The 14,992-nt window shown below is 35.5% G+C and carries 24 protein-coding genes; 13 read left to right on the top strand and 11 right to left on the bottom strand.

Going from position 1 to position 14,992, the window contains the following annotated elements; translation table 11 throughout:
• The first annotated feature begins 408 nt into the window (after nt 1-408).
• From ACZYRN_RS12840 to ACZYRN_RS12830, 3 genes are all read left to right on the top strand, one after another.
• On the top strand, nt 409-633 hold the full coding sequence (locus tag ACZYRN_RS12840) for a hypothetical protein (protein WP_488911986.1): 225 nt from the start codon (nt 409-411) through the stop codon (nt 631-633).
• Between the two features lie 164 nt (nt 634-797).
• Nucleotides 798-1,004: a hypothetical protein gene (locus tag ACZYRN_RS12835; protein WP_488911985.1), complete on the top strand. Its 207-nt coding sequence runs from the start codon at nt 798-800 to the stop codon at nt 1,002-1,004.
• A 162-nt stretch (nt 1,005-1,166) separates the two neighbouring features.
• Complete coding sequence (locus ACZYRN_RS12830; RefSeq protein ID WP_488911984.1) at nt 1,167-1,736, top strand: hypothetical protein; 570 nt, start codon at nt 1,167-1,169, stop codon at nt 1,734-1,736.
• Between the two features lie 234 nt (nt 1,737-1,970).
• Here ACZYRN_RS12830 and ACZYRN_RS12825 read toward each other — a convergent pair whose 3' ends face one another.
• Nucleotides 1,971-2,150 carry a small acid-soluble spore protein H gene (locus tag ACZYRN_RS12825; RefSeq protein WP_488911983.1) on the bottom strand — a complete coding sequence of 60 codons (180 nt, stop codon included), beginning with the start codon at nt 2,148-2,150 and terminating at the stop codon, nt 1,971-1,973.
• 228 nt (nt 2,151-2,378) lie between these two features.
• Here ACZYRN_RS12825 and ACZYRN_RS12820 point away from each other — a divergent pair, with 228 nt between their 5' ends.
• On the top strand, nt 2,379-2,573 hold the full coding sequence (locus ACZYRN_RS12820; protein WP_488911982.1) for a hypothetical protein: 195 nt from the start codon (nt 2,379-2,381) through the stop codon (nt 2,571-2,573).
• A gap of 469 nt (nt 2,574-3,042) precedes the next feature.
• Here the strand turns inward: ACZYRN_RS12820 and ACZYRN_RS12815 are convergent, their stop codons facing one another.
• Nucleotides 3,043-3,192 carry a hypothetical protein gene (locus tag ACZYRN_RS12815; protein WP_488911981.1) on the bottom strand — a complete coding sequence of 50 codons (150 nt, stop codon included), beginning with the start codon at nt 3,190-3,192 and terminating at the stop codon, nt 3,043-3,045.
• Between the two features lie 185 nt (nt 3,193-3,377).
• On the opposite strand from ACZYRN_RS12815, the gene ACZYRN_RS12810 reads away from it, so the two are divergent.
• The 3 genes from ACZYRN_RS12810 (at nt 3,378) to ACZYRN_RS12800 (ending at nt 4,960) form a co-directional block, all read left to right on the top strand.
• Nucleotides 3,378-3,797 (top strand): hypothetical protein, encoded by a 420-nt coding sequence (locus ACZYRN_RS12810; RefSeq protein WP_488911980.1) that lies wholly within the window; start codon nt 3,378-3,380, stop codon nt 3,795-3,797.
• 75 nt (nt 3,798-3,872) lie between these two features.
• On the top strand, nt 3,873-4,208 hold the full coding sequence (locus ACZYRN_RS12805; RefSeq protein ID WP_488911979.1) for a Rossmann-fold NAD(P)-binding domain-containing protein: 336 nt from the start codon (nt 3,873-3,875) through the stop codon (nt 4,206-4,208).
• Nucleotides 4,209-4,735: 527 nt separating this feature from the next.
• Nucleotides 4,736-4,960, top strand: a complete 225-nt coding sequence (locus ACZYRN_RS12800; protein WP_488911978.1) for a hypothetical protein — start codon at nt 4,736-4,738, stop codon at nt 4,958-4,960.
• A gap of 81 nt (nt 4,961-5,041) precedes the next feature.
• On the opposite strand, the gene ACZYRN_RS12795 is transcribed toward ACZYRN_RS12800, so the two are convergent.
• On the bottom strand, nt 5,042-6,367 hold the full coding sequence (locus ACZYRN_RS12795; protein ID WP_488911977.1) for an ATP-binding protein: 1,326 nt from the start codon (nt 6,365-6,367) through the stop codon (nt 5,042-5,044).
• Nucleotides 6,368-7,089: 722 nt separating this feature from the next.
• Here ACZYRN_RS12795 and ACZYRN_RS12790 point away from each other — a divergent pair.
• Entirely contained in the window at nt 7,090-7,620 is a 531-nt protein-coding gene (locus ACZYRN_RS12790) for a dUTP diphosphatase (protein WP_488911976.1), read from the top strand.
• 118 nt (nt 7,621-7,738) lie between these two features.
• On the opposite strand, the gene ACZYRN_RS12785 is transcribed toward ACZYRN_RS12790, so the two are convergent.
• Both ACZYRN_RS12785 and ACZYRN_RS12780 read right to left on the bottom strand, forming a co-directional pair.
• Complete coding sequence (locus ACZYRN_RS12785; protein WP_488911975.1) at nt 7,739-8,173, bottom strand: hypothetical protein; 435 nt, start codon at nt 8,171-8,173, stop codon at nt 7,739-7,741.
• Nucleotides 8,174-8,404: 231 nt separating this feature from the next.
• Nucleotides 8,405-9,091, bottom strand: a complete 687-nt coding sequence (locus tag ACZYRN_RS12780; protein WP_488911974.1) for a C40 family peptidase — start codon at nt 9,089-9,091, stop codon at nt 8,405-8,407.
• A 219-nt stretch (nt 9,092-9,310) separates the two neighbouring features.
• Between ACZYRN_RS12780 and ACZYRN_RS12775 the strand changes: the two genes are divergently transcribed.
• Complete coding sequence (locus ACZYRN_RS12775; RefSeq protein WP_488911973.1) at nt 9,311-9,904, top strand: YiiX/YebB-like N1pC/P60 family cysteine hydrolase; 594 nt, start codon at nt 9,311-9,313, stop codon at nt 9,902-9,904.
• A 42-nt stretch (nt 9,905-9,946) separates the two neighbouring features.
• Nucleotides 9,947-10,168 carry a sporulation protein Cse60 gene (locus tag ACZYRN_RS12770; protein WP_488911972.1) on the top strand — a complete coding sequence of 74 codons (222 nt, stop codon included), beginning with the start codon at nt 9,947-9,949 and terminating at the stop codon, nt 10,166-10,168.
• Nucleotides 10,169-10,306: 138 nt separating this feature from the next.
• Here the strand turns inward: ACZYRN_RS12770 and ACZYRN_RS12765 are convergent, their stop codons facing one another.
• Entirely contained in the window at nt 10,307-10,432 is a 126-nt protein-coding gene (locus tag ACZYRN_RS12765; protein ID WP_488911971.1) for a YjcZ family sporulation protein, read from the bottom strand.
• Nucleotides 10,433-10,709: 277 nt separating this feature from the next.
• Between ACZYRN_RS12765 and ACZYRN_RS12760 the strand changes: the two genes are divergently transcribed.
• Entirely contained in the window at nt 10,710-11,102 is a 393-nt protein-coding gene (locus ACZYRN_RS12760) for a hypothetical protein (protein ID WP_488911970.1), read from the top strand.
• Between the two features lie 29 nt (nt 11,103-11,131).
• Here ACZYRN_RS12760 and ACZYRN_RS12755 read toward each other — a convergent pair whose 3' ends face one another.
• Both ACZYRN_RS12755 and ACZYRN_RS12750 read right to left on the bottom strand, forming a co-directional pair.
• Entirely contained in the window at nt 11,132-11,275 is a 144-nt protein-coding gene (locus ACZYRN_RS12755) for a hypothetical protein (protein WP_488911969.1), read from the bottom strand.
• 299 nt (nt 11,276-11,574) lie between these two features.
• Nucleotides 11,575-11,883 (bottom strand): hypothetical protein, encoded by a 309-nt coding sequence (locus ACZYRN_RS12750; protein ID WP_488911968.1) that lies wholly within the window; start codon nt 11,881-11,883, stop codon nt 11,575-11,577.
• A 365-nt stretch (nt 11,884-12,248) separates the two neighbouring features.
• Here ACZYRN_RS12750 and ACZYRN_RS12745 point away from each other — a divergent pair, with 365 nt between their 5' ends.
• Nucleotides 12,249-13,163, top strand: coding sequence for a DnaD domain-containing protein (locus ACZYRN_RS12745; RefSeq protein ID WP_488911967.1), 915 nt, complete (start codon nt 12,249-12,251; stop codon nt 13,161-13,163).
• Nucleotides 13,164-13,356: 193 nt separating this feature from the next.
• Here the strand turns inward: ACZYRN_RS12745 and ACZYRN_RS12740 are convergent, their stop codons facing one another.
• Nucleotides 13,357-13,626, bottom strand: a complete 270-nt coding sequence (locus ACZYRN_RS12740) for a hypothetical protein (RefSeq protein WP_488911966.1) — start codon at nt 13,624-13,626, stop codon at nt 13,357-13,359.
• A 266-nt stretch (nt 13,627-13,892) separates the two neighbouring features.
• Here ACZYRN_RS12740 and ACZYRN_RS12735 point away from each other — a divergent pair, with 266 nt between their 5' ends.
• Entirely contained in the window at nt 13,893-14,189 is a 297-nt protein-coding gene (locus tag ACZYRN_RS12735) for an IDEAL domain-containing protein (RefSeq protein ID WP_488911965.1), read from the top strand.
• Between the two features lie 107 nt (nt 14,190-14,296).
• On the opposite strand, the gene ACZYRN_RS12730 is transcribed toward ACZYRN_RS12735, so the two are convergent.
• Complete coding sequence (locus ACZYRN_RS12730) at nt 14,297-14,581, bottom strand: hypothetical protein (RefSeq protein WP_488911963.1); 285 nt, start codon at nt 14,579-14,581, stop codon at nt 14,297-14,299.
• A 168-nt stretch (nt 14,582-14,749) separates the two neighbouring features.
• Nucleotides 14,750-14,950, bottom strand: coding sequence for an alpha/beta-type small acid-soluble spore protein (locus ACZYRN_RS12725; protein ID WP_034284921.1), 201 nt, complete (start codon nt 14,948-14,950; stop codon nt 14,750-14,752).
• Between the last annotated feature and the right edge of the window lie 42 nt (nt 14,951-14,992).

Genomic DNA, 14,992 nt, shown 5'->3' with positions numbered 1-14,992 from the left:
TGAGTTTGTTTTCACTAACACAACAGGAAACATCATAAAATACTCTCGAAAGAATTGCTATATGTTCGACAAAAACTCTAAAAACATTACATTTTTTGAGGAATTAAAGAAAGGATAAAAGGCCAGCGTACTACCCAGCCATTAAATAGTGTTCGCAACGTTGTTTTGACAGAGTAGGAGGCATCTTTCGTGAAGTTAACTTTTTATTATGTACGCTAAGTATATAATTGTCCCTTCGTTAATCATAAAAATTATCTATAACGCTAATATAATGAATTAATAAGACAGGCGTTTTATAGCTTTGTAATGTTTCCATGAATTTTCGGTAAAGGAACGAAAATATGTTTGCTTGTATGTTGGGTGAAGAACATTCGTTTGGTATAATAGAGTAAAGAAGGAGGTTTCAAAATGAATAGATTATTATTTATATCATGGAAAGAGAAAATGCCGATTGAGATCATGTACATGGCTGCAGATAACAAGATCACGAAACGCCGAATTATTGTCACAAATATGGACGATAATTATATTAAGGCCTACTGTTTTATCAGAAAACAAAAGAGGATATTTAAGCTTCAGAACATTTTAGCAGTTGCCAAACCTAACAGAAGCAAAAAGATAAACTATGCGTAAGTCACTTTCTGACAGAAGGCAGAAAAGGCTTCAAATCTAAAATAGATAAAGCAAATAGCATAAGGGATTGATCCCGTGAGAAATATTTGCATTGTTCGTCTACAATGCAGGAAATTATCTGATTTTGTCGAACTATGTAAAGAAGGGGAAAGGAGATGGTTTTTTTGAAAGCCGTAATAAAGCTTAAAAGTGGGAAGGTTTTTGCATATAATTCTATTGAAAATTATGATCCGAATGAAGCGGAAGGCCCGTTTATCGATGTTTTAATAGAAGGGATTAAGAATAAATCAAGGGATTCCAAATTTGAGAATACTACTGGAGAAAGAACATTCTCCGCTGCGGATATTTATTCTATAGAACTTATAATGTAATTATACAAGCATCCAGCAGGGTGCTTTTTTCATTTTAAATCATTGATATTAAGACAGGGGTATTATACGATGACATAAGAGTTATTTGGAAGAAAGAAGAAATAAAGTAACCTAGAGTGATATTGAACAATACGTGTATTTATAATAAAAGGGGATGTATAAATGAAATTAAATAAAATGAGCTTTATTTTATTGTCAGCAGTAGTTTTAATAATCATCTCAATAGCTGTATTTGAAAAGATTAATTCAGAAGAAAACACTAGAAACTCTTCAAGTTCTCCTGAAATTGCCCAGTCAGTATCACAAGAAGAGCCTAATAAAGAATTTGTTGAAAAAGACGAGTCTGCTGGCAGCGATGAAACAGAAAATAAGGTTATAAAAGAAGAGGTTAATAGTGATCCGATTCATTTAGAGCAGGAAATAGAAGTAAACGAAGGAACAGAGACACAGAGAGCAGCAGAAAAGGTCCAAGAAATGGAGACGGTGAAAGAAATAGAATCAAATGAGGTTACAAACACTCAGGAAAGCGTCCCTGCTCAATCACGTTTTTCTTCGAGGGAAGAGGCCATGCAATTTGTGTTTAGCCGGTTTACGGAAGAGGAAATTGCTATATATAATCGTGTAGCAGAGAATGGGTTAACACCAGAACAACAAGCGATGGCCATTCAAGTGGCCTCCTCACGATTTTCTGCTGAAGAAATAGCAGCAATTGAAGCAGCATTGGGGCAATAATTAATTAGCAAAATTAAGGGATCTGCATTTACAGGTCTCTTTTTTATAAGAAGAAGGTGCGTTATACAGTTAGGCCTCTCTTCTAATAAAGTGCAAGTTATTTTAACCTTGTCCATTCAGTTATGTTAATACCTTTATTAAATGGCATCCGAATTGTTCAGAGGAAACAAGCAAACACCACGCTAAGTGGTGTTTGCAGGGTTATTATTTAGTGAAAAAGAAAGGTTTGAATAATTATTGTTCTCTTAAGTCAGTTAAAGAAACATTTTGTTCATTCTGTGGTTCATCAAGAGGATAAATTCTAGCTGTTTCGTTGCTTCCATCCACATGTTGAATATAGATGGGTACTTCATTGAAAGTAACATTAGCCATCACTGGGGAAGCGGCAATTTCTTGTGCTCGTTGTTTATTCATGGTCATGACCTCCTTTCTATTTGTAACAATAATAATGTCTGCTTTAAAGCTTTAATTATTCGTAATAAGATAAATATTGAGCCTTATGGTCGAGTTTTTTTTATAGCAATGGTTAATTAATTAGACAGAGAGGTCGAGTTTTAAACAAAAATGATCTTTAGAGTAACGTCTTAATTTGCAGGGAATAACCTTCTTGTGTCGAAATGTAAGGCAAAAGGAGGTGTTGTTATGTCGAAGGATGTATTATTAACAAAGTTAAAAGAAGCAGGCGGGAATCACTTATTTATTGCTTGTGAAACGGAAGAAGATATGGATGCTAAATACGTAGCAGCTCAAAAACTGCAAGAGGACGGAATAATTGAAATAGTAGACATTGCTAAAAATGATGACAGCTCATTCAGCATTAAAGCACGTGTACTATAACGAAAGAATAGTATAAAGCATCCACCTAGGGGGGTGCTTTTTTTATACTCCAAAACAAGCAGACAAGAAAACTGTGAAGCCAAGTTGGACAGACGTTGCCGAACCGTAAACAATTCAATTTTAAAACAGGGCATTTTTAATATATGAAGCAGAAATTTATTTCTCTATTGAAAATGTTAAATGAAGTGAAATGTCGTATAAAAAGATCATGGAGGCAAGGTCATAAAACAGTAAAAACGACGCAAAAAATCTCGATGAAGACCAAAGGGAAGTCGAATAATAAACAAAAAACAGCCAGGTTAATACCTGACTGTAAAAGAATTTAAAAACAAATAGGGTTTGGGTATGACGGGAAACCATCGTACAAAAACAGTATATCCAATTTAGAAAAGTTTATACAATAAAAGTGAGGAAAAGTCCTCGCTCCTTGAAAAAGGATAAGTAGAATAGATCTAAAAAAGCGTTTAATTTAATCATTTTTATTGATCTTGCTATCATTCCCTTTGTCAATACCAGTAGCATTATTAACTGTCTGTACAACCAAGTGTATCCCTTGGTCCATAGCATTCATTGAATTGGATTTTTGACCCATACCTTTAGATTTTTCTTGTTTTTTCATTTTTGTCACCTCCTGAAACGTAGGGTTCGTGATAAAAGAAAAAATATTCACATTTTAAATGATTATGATATCACTTTATAAACAGATCTTTTAAATGGAAGTTGACAAGCCTTCATGTAAAAAAATTTGCCTAATATATATCTTATAGGACACACATTTTGTAAAAATAAAAGGTGGGGAAAAGGATGAAAAGATGGTGTTGGGCGATAGTTATTCTTGGAATGCTAAGTGCATGTTCGTCTAGTGAAGAGAAGCTCGTGCAAGAGATTTTTCCGGAAGAAGTATCAGGAATTATTGAAGAACCATCAGAAGAAGAGCTAGCTGAACTAATGAGAGAAGAAGCAGAACCTGCTGTTTTTAACGCATTAAATGTTGATCAGCCACCGGTAGATAAAAAGGTGACAGCCACCGGTAAAGTTACGAGGGTGACAGAACCAGGTATGATGGGTACATTTTCTCTTCAGACGGATGATGGAATATATACAATCATGAACTTAACGAAAACAAAAGTGGAAGAAGGAAGTAAGACGACTATTTATGGAGTTGTTGCTGTTGAGAAAGCAGCAGATGGAACGCCAACTATTAATGCAGTCATTATTGAGTAATATAAGCAAACATACCTCAGTTACACGGGTGACAAGGTTTCATATCCTTTCATAAAATGTGTAAAAGCGGAGGGGATGGAAAGGCACATGTTACTAAAAAAAGTGAAGATTGGCGGGATTGAATATAAAGTTAAAGAAATTGAGGGCATGGAAGAAGAGTTCGATCTTTTAGGACAGATCCTCTATACAAGAGGAACCATTAAAGTGGATGCTGACTTAGCGGCAGATAGAAAAGAACAGGTGCTGGTACATGAAATTTTGCATGGTGTTTTCTTTGAAGCGGGGATTGAAGAACAAGATGAGGATATGATCAACCGTGTCGCGATTATTCTGCATCAAGTATTGAAGGATAATGATTTACGGTTTAATGATAAAAAGAAGAAAATCCCGTCGCAAGGCAGGGATAAATAATCTTCTTTATGCTGCAATTACAGCAAGAAGACAAGAAAATGGGATGCTTAATTGAACGTTTAATTTTGTGAAGATGTGGTATTGATTTGAAAAAGTTGCACCGTTTTATCCCCTTTGAATTTGATTATTTAGGGGGGATTTTAACGTGAAAAGGATTTTTGAAGCTGAGGAGACGAACTTTGTTTTTTAGTTTCTCTACCGTTTAAGTGATATAGAGAAAATATACAAAAGTGTAATTTAATTATTTTTAATATCTTCTGTTTTTTTATTAAAGTGTAAACAATAAATCTTATTACCCCTATAAACAATCCAGTACCGCTTAGAATAAATTATTGTAAAAACTTTACCGAACGTCCGAGGGTGCTCAACCGTACTAAGCGATACAAAAGTAAAACACATCGATCTATGAGAGTCCTTCTTGCGTCACGGAGAATTAGTACAAAATATACTGCACGATTCACGTATAAATGCATTTAATAATTGAAAGGCGAAAAACAGTAATTAAGTAAAGAGAGGAGATGGATATTTTGGAGTTTGAAGAAAAAAGGAGACTTAAAAACGGAGGATACAACAAACAAGAATTAGCGGAATTATTTCTGAATGATCTACCGGATATTAAAGAGTTTGTCATCATCTGCGAATATAAAAGCGGAGAAATCGGTGGATATAACTCAACAAGCGATGGACTTCGCCAAATCGGGATGCTTGAAGCAGCAAAAATAATGGTAATAGATAATCAGGGAGAAGAGTAAAGAAAACGAATTAAAAACAGGTGAAAAAATAAATCCCCGTCACATGACAGGGTGTTAAATATATATCTATTTTGTTTAAATCTAGCGAGAGGGAATAGATACTTTACTCAGCTTATCCTTATCCTCTATGGGAGACAGGGAGTTTTCAACTAATGGAAGACGAATAGAGAAGCTAGTTCCTTTACCTATTTTACTATTTACTATAACTTCCCCTCTCATCGTTTTAATGATGCTATAGGCAACCATTGTACCAAGCCCAGTGCCAATATCTTTTGTTGTGAAAAAAGGACTCCCTAAACGTTCGAGTTGTTCCTCATCCATTCCGATACCTGTATCTGTTACAGTGATAATGGCATTGTCTACAACACGTCGCAGCTCAATTCGTAATTTTCCTCCTTGAGGCATTGATTCAATGCCATTTTTCATGACATTTATAAGGCATTGATGAAGCTTTTGATCTTCCCCAGCAATATAGATGTCTTCTTCAAGTCGTGCTTCAATTTCTACATTATTCATAGCGGCATAAGGATCAATAAAGTTTTCGATGTAGATTAGTTCTTTATATAGATTCAATATCTTTACATTTTCTAATGAAGGTTTTGCAAAGGTGAGGTAATCAGTAATCGTAGATTCTGCTTGATCTAAAGCATCTACTGCAATATCTATATAACCAATCTTTTTTTCATCTGTAAGATCGGGATCTTTTAATAATTGAAGAAATCCCTTTGTCACAGTCAATGGATTGCGTACTTCGTGAGAAATACTTGCTGCAAGTTCACTGACTGTTTTTAACTTTTCAAGCTTGCCGATCTCATTCTCAAGAGTAGCATCCCTTCTTGCTTTTTCGTTAAAAATCACAAAAAACGTGCTCCCTATGGATTGCAGGAACAAGGTGAAAGTAAAGAACTCGGTGTATTGGATAACCGTTTCTTCTGATAAGAATAGAAACATCATGGCCATTTTTGATAATACTCCAAATAAAGAAGCTAACACGGCAAGGTATACTTTTTTTCTAATATTAATGGCGTTTTTGAAAAAAGGAATAATAAAACATAATAAAATGAGAAACAGAAAATAGATAAATAGAGCAATATGAAAGTTGGACATATCCAGGTAAAAGCGGTATGACGCCATAGTTAATACTAATATAACAGCAACCTTACGCCCTCCATATAATGCGCCGACAATTAAAGGGACGGAAGAGAAATCAATCGCTTGTTCTTCAAAATAGGTCAAAGGAAAGCTCATACAAAAAATGATTGATACAGCCGAGGCAAAGGTAATGATAGCTTCATTTGTTAGTCGATTCTGTTTTTTATCAATGAACTTGAAATACAGAGTAAAACAAATATAAACTAAGAAAATGTTTAACAAAAAGGTCTGAGTGTTATCAAATATCGCATTCATATATTAGCTCCATCTCCTTTAATATCACCTTCACAACAACCTCGCCTGTTCCCCTCGCTCAGAAACGTGGTTCTATTTCCCAGCAATCGGAAAAGGGACGAATATCATATCACTGATCTAAACTTCTTCTATATCATTCTATCACGTGGCAATTGATGGCCTTATTGCACTCATGTATTAAAAAGCCCGGTATGTGGGAAAAGAAAATGCACGCCGCAGCGCATAATGCATAACTAATATTTCTTTCTATCTTCCTACAAAAAAAGGGAGAATTCTACACTTTTCCTTCGACAAATAATTACAAAAAGAGGAAACAGAGGAAAAAATAGAATCTTTTTCTGTTATTCATAATCTGCCGTAGTGCACTATATGAGCTCATATTTAAGATGTTTTTAACAAAGGAGATTCTGAACGTTGAAAATTCAAGTAAAAAGAATCCTTTTTTTGTTACAAACATGAATGAAAAGTGGAAAAGTGGAAAGGATGGAAGATACGGAAATGACGCTGTCGCTTATTAGTAGTATTGTTTATGCAAACGAAACGGTATTGCTATTGACGAAACAATAAAATGTAGGCATGATAAAAGAAAATGACGAATCTCGTCGAATAATGAAAAAGTATAAAGATAAAAATGGCAACAAAACATATCCGCACGCGTGAGGTCAAAGGCGGAAGAAGAAATGAGAAGAGGGATTTTTAAACAAAATGAGGAGTGAAGCACAATGAAACTTGAAAATTTATTTAATATACAAAGGGTATTAGATGAAAGAATCGAGATGGATCATCCGCCGGAAGATGGGGAAGATCGATTTCAAAAGAAGATACTTGCGCTACAAGTAGAATTAGCGGAGACGGCCAATGAATGGCGTGGATTTAAATTTTGGAGTAACAATCAGAAACCAAATGTTATCCAATATGACCACGATGGAACGCCCTGCTACCCACTCTTAAAAGAATTTATAGACGTTTTATATTTTATATTAAGTATCGGGATAGATCATTATAACGAACATATAGAAAATTATGATTATCAGCCGGTTAAAAGAGCTGAAGTGAAGACGACGGAGGAAAGACTCTCCTATCTCATGTCAGATGCAAACGGATTGAACAATAGTTATGATTACATCTGCTACATCAATAATTTTATCGAACTTGGACAAGCATTTGGATTTACGTGGGAGCAAATGACAGAAGCATATATGAGCAGGTATTCGGTTAATGAAGCTAAACAGGATTCAGGCACCTATTATTAATAGATGACGAACCAAAGATGAACGACATGTTGAATAACGGTTGTAAACTTATCAGAGGAATAAAGCAAAATAAACAAGAAAAGCCCGGGTACTCACGAGAGCACCCGGGCAATAGGCTTTATTTCATAGAAAAATAGATCTCATTTCCTATATCCGCTGCAAACTTAGCAGCGGCTTTTTCATTTACATACTTCAAGTGAGAATACAAGCTAATAATAAATGAATATTTTTCACGAGAAGTAGGAAGAAGACATAGCATGACGTTTAAAGAGATAAGAAAATCAAGATAGTTATTTGCAGTTCCTTTATAAATCACTTGGAAAGGTTGTCCAGTAGACCGTTCTTTCGTATAAAATTTTATGCAGCCCGCAGGCGTTTCGGAAATGATTGTTCTATACTCTTGTGATCCATGCTCGGGCCTGCTTACTGCGCAAAGTTCTTTAGCAGTCTTAACTAACTCCTCAAGAGATTTGTTGTAAAATAACTCTTTGTACCCTTCTGCCTCTAATACATCACTATGGAGCTGTCTCCAAAAAATAATTAAATGACTCAAATAACCCACCCCTCTAACTATCTTTATGTATGAAGTATGTTCGACGCGTCAGGGCTTATTCCTTTTATAATATTCTAAATAATATGAATAATTTGTTTTCTATAAATAAAAATGGCTCTGTTAAACAATATTGTTTAACAGAGCCATTAAAAGAATACCGGAGTTGAAAAATAAACGTTTGCCTATGTTTTGAAGAGCCAGAGTTTGATAATCACAAATGTTTATATTTGCTTAGTTTGTTATCCTTTTTGCACCAAGATAACGTTGTGACCAGTAGGAATTATCTAGTGAAGCAGTCGTTACTCCTTTTGAAGAAGAGCTATGTATAAATTTATTTCCGCCAATATAGATACCTGCATGTGACGCTCCTTTTTTATAGGTTTGGAAGAAAACGACATCACCTACTTGCGGAGAAGAAACTTTTGTTCCCTTACTATAAATAGCAGCTACGGTTCTTGGAATGTCAGTTCCTGCTCCTTCATTAAATACATATTTTAAAAAACCGCTGCAATCGAATCCTTTAGGCGTACTGCCTCCCCATACGTAGGGAACTCCTATGTATTTTTTCGCTACATTTACAAGATTAGAAGACGTGTTAGATGACGCTGCTTTAACTTGTGAACTTAGTTTTTTTGTTACACCCAACGCTTTATATGTATTAGCCCCAACGATTCCGTCCGCCTGTAATCCGTTTTTCTTTTGAAAATTCATTACGGCCCTCTTCGTACTTTTGCCAAAATAGGAACTTCGATGATTTGAATTAAAGGAGCCCTTCTTTTGAAGTAAGCCTTGTAATTCCACTACATCTTGATGCTTCATATTTGCTTTTAATGACCGATCGCCCAAAGCAGCTTCACTATTGATTGGCCCGCTAAGTAAAATACCTGTGACTGCCAGTGCGGCTATAACTTTTTTCATCTTCGTTATCCTCCTGAGGCGTTTCTACCTTTTTTATAAGTCTAGCATTTGAATATCACAAACATATTTTAATAGAGTAACAATTCGATGACGAATCATTGCAGTTATGCAACAAATAAAACAACATCATGTAACGTACTTCTGTGCCAATCATACATATAAGTTAATAAGAGAGACGGAGGAACAGTGTTTGGATTCATTTTGAAGGAGTGAATGGAAATGGGCACGCGTAAATTTCAGGGGATCCATCAGCTTCATTATGAAAAAGCAATGGATAAAATTCAAACAGGCGATCTTTTGTTTTGCAGTGGCAGCTACCTAGTTAGTGAATTAATTAAAAAGGCGTCCAATTCGTTCATGAGCCATGTAGCCTTTTTATTTAGATGGAACGATCGAGTTCTTGTATTTGAAAGCGTAGAGAGCGTGGGCGTCCGTATCGTTCCACTTTTGCATTATATGACGAATTATAAAAATACAGGAAAAAAGTATAACGGTGATCTTTTCATTGCACGTCATGAAAAACTGATTGATTCTTATTTCGACCGAAGGCTTCTAAAAAATATGCTTGGCGCAGGAATTGATTCGCTGAACCGTAACTATGATCAAGCGGAAATTATTCGAATTTTGACAAGGATCAAGTTGGGGATTGGCAAGCGTAAAGAAGATAATTATGAATACATTTGTTCTGAATTTGTAGATTATTGTTTTCAGCAAATAGGTGTTCGTTTTCCACGCACGATGGAAGGTTTTATTTACCCGGAGCATATTGCAGCTGATCAAAATGTCTATCCAATGTTTGAGATTATTTCGTAGGGGACTTCGGTCGAATTAATTAAGGAAAAGGAGAGGATAAACATGAAGAAACAGCATTACTCCGTAAAGGGTTTTGAACATGATAAATTTGAGGAATTAACGAGAGAGATTAATCTTTTTATTTACCATCAGTTATACGAGGGTCAATTAATCGATATAAAATACAGTATGGTCCCTTTATCAATGAGTACTGGGGCAGAATCCGGTGCACAGTCTACTATTCATTACACAGCTTTAGTTATTTATAAAAAAATAAATCAATAATAAACTAGATACCGATCAAATAAGGGATCTCTCATCAGTTAGTTGTGACTGATGAGAGATCCCTTTTCACGATTGATAGTGAGGAAAGAAGTAAAGCTACATAAATTCAAAAGGTTTTTACGGAAAAGGATTGGCTCCTTAGCAGTATCCGCCGCCGTATCCACTACCACCTACGTAAGATGCTCCAATGATGATTAAAAGGATGAACAAGACAACAACGAGCGCAAAGCCAGCCCCATATCCGCTACAGTTTTGGGAACTCATAAATTATCACCTCTTTATACATATAGTATGAAAAAAATGAAATGAATCTTGGACATATGTCTATAGGTAAATAAAAAGATCATTTGGAATAAGGATAATAATACAGAAGGCGATTTTTTAAACTATTTGACTGTGCGTGTATAACCATTACAAAGAAATGAACTCAATGAAGGATGAATAATGGATAGGGGTTTGGATATACTAAAGAGCAAAATGCTGTTAGCCAGCCAGAAATAGATCGGCGTGTGAAGCAGGTATAAATGGAGGCCCAGGTTAAATGAACGATGGAAACAATCAATTGCAAGAATGGATTTGTCAGTTAGAACAAGCTCAACAATATGGAATATTATTTGATCGGCAAACAGTTGCTGAAATGTTGTTCTTAATAGAACGTCAGCAGCAAGATATAAAGGGAATGGATACGATCATTAAGGCAATGGAAAAGCAAAAAGTAAAGCTGGTACAGCGTCATGCCGAGACTGTTGAAAACAGCTTTTTATTGTTAGAAGAACTTCAGAAGATGCAGTTGAAAATAGCGAGGTATGAAGAGGAGTTAGAATTTTGTGCAAACGCCATTAAATCCATCGCAAATGATGCTCGGTTAGGCAAGTTGATTATGCGAAAGGGAGAGAGTGAAATAACAAGGAAAACATTGGAGAGAAAAGGATGACATACAGAGAACCGACTGAAGAAGAGTTTTTAAGCCGAACAAATTACCATAGCTTCACTTAAAAGCTGGATGTCACTCTGAATTTGCTTTTTAACAAACAAATCATTACATCTGTAATAATCATTAATTAAACGTCCCAGTTCTTTAAAAAGGTGAATAATTAAATCATTCAAAGCAAACTCTCCTTTATAGGCAATTTATGCAATAATATTACAAATATATGTTGTCATAATAAATATTAGAACTGTTTTTTTATAAAGCGGGAAATAATGAGGAAACGATAAAAATATTGAAAGTAATCATGTTTACTTCCACAAAACAATAAATTAAAAAAGCCAAGGGAAACCCCTGGCTGCAAGGAGTGGAAGGAGCGTATTGACAGAAAAGTCTCACGCAATAACAGTGTGACCAATTAAGAGAAAATTATACAAAAAAACCGAGATTTCTCTCGGTTGGCTGAATTTTGTTCGTGTTAAAAGGCTTTTAATATCTGTTTTACATTTTCATTCGGTTGTTTTTTAGAAAGTGAATTCATCCTCATCTTCATAACTGAGACCGTTTCTTTAACTGAAATGACTTCACCATGTGTGTGATGAAGATTAAGCGCTATACTTTTCAGCTTAGCATCTTTTTTTTCTAAACGGTCACAAATGATAGTGACCAATTCATTGTTTTCCATCAATTGAGGTTGTATCGTACCTATTATTGTTTCTAGATTGTTCAACCGAGAATCCAAACTATCTAATTTGGATAAAATTTGCTGTAGCAGCTGCTCACTCATAAGAGTCGCCTCCAATTCAAAGTTTAGTAATATAATACGCTTCATTTATTTTTCAATTAGTTAAGCGCTTACAATAGAAGTATCCTTTCCAAAAAATTATCACATTCTTGATATATCTATTATAAATAATAAATAGCAACAATTGTACCGATGGTAGAAAATGTTGAAAAAAGTGAATGTAACCAATCAGTCGTATAGTTCTTACGTATAAAACAAAATGGAATATATGGAAATAAATCTTTTTATATTTAGGATATTAATAAGGCTATTCAAATGATTGGTGTATCTTTGTGGGATGAAGGAAAAGACTCTTGAGCAAACTAAACGGATGAAGCAAATTGCAGAAGCAAGGAGTGTTGAACATCATGGCGAAACTCAGAATGGTTCATACAGCGTTTTGGGGGGATTCAAAGGTAAATGGAACAATGACGCCGGAGGACAGATACTTTTTTCTCTATCTTTTAACTAATGGAAACACAACGGAGATCGGCATTTATCAGATCACTAAAGAGCAAATGGCCTGGGAGAGCGGTTATTCCATCGAAAGCATCCATTCATTATTATGGCGATTTACAGATCATTATAAATTAATCAAATACAGTGAGAAAACAGGTGAAATAGCTATTCGGAACTGGGGGCGCTATCACTTTCATGATGAGGGAAAACCAGTAATGGATTGTATAGAAGCCGAACTGAAACGAGTAAAAGAGTTATCGTTTATCCCATTCGTTGCAGAGCGAATCGAGAAACCGGAAATCAAAAAAATATACACTATGTATTATGACTCCTTAGGCGAAACGTTTACGATACAGGGAAAAGAACAGCAGGAACAAAACTTTGCTGGTTGTTCGTATTTTCAATATAAAAATGTCTCTTCTTTTTATCAAAATAATTTTGGTGTAGAGTCTCCTTTTATAACAGATAAGTTAACCCATGCTATTAATGAATTTGGTGAAGTCATTGTCATGGAAGCGATGAAAAAGACGCTATTGGGCAACAAGCGTAATTGGAGTTATGTAAATGGAATTTTAAAAAACTGGCGGGATCATAATGTGAAAACATTGGATGATATAAAGGCACTAAATATGACAAGTGAAAGTAGCCGCAGCCAGTCCAAATTTAAACAACGATCGGCTCGAGCAGAAAATCCGCCTTTATGGTTTGGTAAGTATGAAACGACTGAAGAGTTATATGAAATCGATGTAGATTTCGAACGGGAAAAACAGGAGTTGCTTGCTTTATTAAAGAAAGAAGAACGAAAAGCTGACAAATCAGGCTGATACATGGAGGAGGTGTAAACAAAGTGAAAGATGCTTTCGTGCTGCTTGAAATAAAAAAAGCCGAGGAAGCCTCAGCAAAAGATTGAAAAATAATCGAACAATAAAAGTATGCCCCATAGAAAAAAATATAGACATAAAACAGAGATTTTGAAAAGAGCTTTAACAGGAAGGATAGGAAAAGAAAAGCAAAAGTCTAATGGCTTTTAGGACTTTGCTTTTTTAAGTTAACAGCGATGTAGATTAAAGATAGTGAAAGAATGAAGATTTTTTCCCATCCGCCGCTGTTTTTCTTATACATATTTTCTGACGTCCGAAAACCTTGCTGAGTCCTTTGCTTTTGCTGCCGCTGACGTTGAATTTGAGAAGACTGTTTTTGACTGATTATAGCTAAATCTGCTGCGAATTCGGCTTCAAATGCTTTTTTCGCATCTTCAATGATGTCTTTTTCACTGTGTCCGCTCATAAATAGATCCTCCTTGAAAAAGTTAAATGATGAACAGCATTAGAGTACCTCATTGAGAGAATTAAATACCAAAAATAATATGTTTTACCGATATAAAGAGAAGAAAACAAGAGAGTGATTCCGATTAAAGAGCATGACAAAAATGGAGTAGGCATACTTCATTTTTTCATTCACCAAAAAATGCTTGAAAAGGCGATTAAAATAAGAATGACTGACATAGGATTTAATAATGAGATTTAAAAGAGAAAAAATAAGGGGTGACAACCTTGTATGTAGGAGAGTGGGTAAACATTGCAAGCGGTGACTATAAAGATGTTGGTTATGTGAGTAATATTGGATGTTATACTGGGCAAATTGAAATTATAAAAGTTGCCAGGATCAGAGACGGCATCATTGAATGGTCAAAGCCGATACAGAAATCGTACGATGCACGCCTGCTCAAGCCGATCGGCACATTATTAGATCAATTACAGGATAAATCAGCGTTAATCAATCTGTCACTCGATACGAAGGATAAGGAATGGTTTGAAGAACTGACCAAAAGGAAGCGGTCTAAAGAGTGACTGAAATGATTAACCAGCTTCCACTGCATTTAAGCGAAAAGAGGTTTTAAAACAAGGAGAAATAAAAAGGGACAGGTGCCTAAGCCCGTCCCTAAAAAACATCATGTTTAGATTATTAACCCGCGGCGCCCTCTGTTATACTGACCATAAGCCCCGTATGGATTGTCATTACCATAAATATCGTAAAAACTGTATGGATCGTACCCTGGGTATCTTTCATAGCTGTTATAGTAGTCATAACCACTATCGCAGTACTCTCCGCTGCTGCCGGATCGGCGGCCTGCATAAAACGCTCCACCAATGATCAGAAGGATAAATAACACAATCAGCAATTTAGAGCCATAGCCGTACTTTCCGCCGGCCAGCCCTCCAAATGAATAACCCATAGACATTTCCACCTCCCTCTGATACATATTATATGGAAAATGTCACTAGGTGATTGGACGAAAAATGAATTAAAATGGAATGAAAGCTGTTAAGGAAGATGTTAAAGAAAAAGAGCTTTAAAAGTGTAAAAATAAAAAAATCCATCCGCATAAGGGATGGATTTTAAAAAAAGATTAACGATTAAGTTCTTGTTGAGCCAGACGAATTAAACGTTTTGTGATTTCACCACCGGTTGAACCGTTTGCTCGAGCAGTTGTATCAGCTCCCAGGCTAACACCGAATTCGTTGGCAATTTCGTATTTGAATTGTTCTAAAACACGTTCTGCCCCAGGCACTAAAAGTTGATTTTGATTTCCACGATTACTGGACGGCATTCTTTCACCCCCTTTTTGTATGAAGTTAATATGAGCCGCAGA

The sequence above is a fragment of the Domibacillus sp. F004 genome (assembly GCF_057814295.1).
Note: the sequence above shows the minus strand (reverse complement) of the source record. Positions and strands in the feature narration are given on the sequence as shown.

Excerpts from the sequence above, each read along its gene's own strand:
- ACZYRN_RS12840 (WP_488911986.1), top strand. The coding sequence starts at position 409 with ATGAATAGATTATTATTTATATCATGGAAAGAGAAAATGCCGATTGAG.
- ACZYRN_RS12830 (WP_488911984.1), top strand. The coding sequence starts at position 1,167 with ATGAAATTAAATAAAATGAGCTTTATTTTATTGTCAGCAGTAGTTTTA.
- ACZYRN_RS12825 (WP_488911983.1), bottom strand. The coding sequence starts at position 2,150 with ATGAATAAACAACGAGCACAAGAAATTGCCGCTTCCCCAGTGATGGCT.
- ACZYRN_RS12820 (WP_488911982.1), top strand. The coding sequence starts at position 2,379 with ATGTCGAAGGATGTATTATTAACAAAGTTAAAAGAAGCAGGCGGGAAT.
- ACZYRN_RS12815 (WP_488911981.1), bottom strand. The coding sequence starts at position 3,192 with ATGAAAAAACAAGAAAAATCTAAAGGTATGGGTCAAAAATCCAATTCA.
- ACZYRN_RS12810 (WP_488911980.1), top strand. The coding sequence starts at position 3,378 with ATGAAAAGATGGTGTTGGGCGATAGTTATTCTTGGAATGCTAAGTGCA.
- ACZYRN_RS12805 (WP_488911979.1), top strand. The coding sequence starts at position 3,873 with ATGGAAAGGCACATGTTACTAAAAAAAGTGAAGATTGGCGGGATTGAA.
- ACZYRN_RS12795 (WP_488911977.1), bottom strand. The coding sequence starts at position 6,367 with ATGAATGCGATATTTGATAACACTCAGACCTTTTTGTTAAACATTTTC.
- ACZYRN_RS12790 (WP_488911976.1), top strand. The coding sequence starts at position 7,090 with ATGAAACTTGAAAATTTATTTAATATACAAAGGGTATTAGATGAAAGA.
- ACZYRN_RS12780 (WP_488911974.1), bottom strand. The coding sequence starts at position 9,091 with ATGAAAAAAGTTATAGCCGCACTGGCAGTCACAGGTATTTTACTTAGC.
- ACZYRN_RS12775 (WP_488911973.1), top strand. The coding sequence starts at position 9,311 with ATGGGCACGCGTAAATTTCAGGGGATCCATCAGCTTCATTATGAAAAA.
- ACZYRN_RS12770 (WP_488911972.1), top strand. The coding sequence starts at position 9,947 with ATGAAGAAACAGCATTACTCCGTAAAGGGTTTTGAACATGATAAATTT.
- ACZYRN_RS12765 (WP_488911971.1), bottom strand. The coding sequence starts at position 10,432 with ATGAGTTCCCAAAACTGTAGCGGATATGGGGCTGGCTTTGCGCTCGTT.
- ACZYRN_RS12760 (WP_488911970.1), top strand. The coding sequence starts at position 10,710 with ATGAACGATGGAAACAATCAATTGCAAGAATGGATTTGTCAGTTAGAA.
- ACZYRN_RS12750 (WP_488911968.1), bottom strand. The coding sequence starts at position 11,883 with ATGAGTGAGCAGCTGCTACAGCAAATTTTATCCAAATTAGATAGTTTG.
- ACZYRN_RS12745 (WP_488911967.1), top strand. The coding sequence starts at position 12,249 with ATGGCGAAACTCAGAATGGTTCATACAGCGTTTTGGGGGGATTCAAAG.
- ACZYRN_RS12740 (WP_488911966.1), bottom strand. The coding sequence starts at position 13,626 with ATGAGCGGACACAGTGAAAAAGACATCATTGAAGATGCGAAAAAAGCA.
- ACZYRN_RS12730 (WP_488911963.1), bottom strand. The coding sequence starts at position 14,581 with ATGTCTATGGGTTATTCATTTGGAGGGCTGGCCGGCGGAAAGTACGGC.
- ACZYRN_RS12725 (WP_034284921.1), bottom strand. The coding sequence starts at position 14,950 with ATGCCGTCCAGTAATCGTGGAAATCAAAATCAACTTTTAGTGCCTGGG.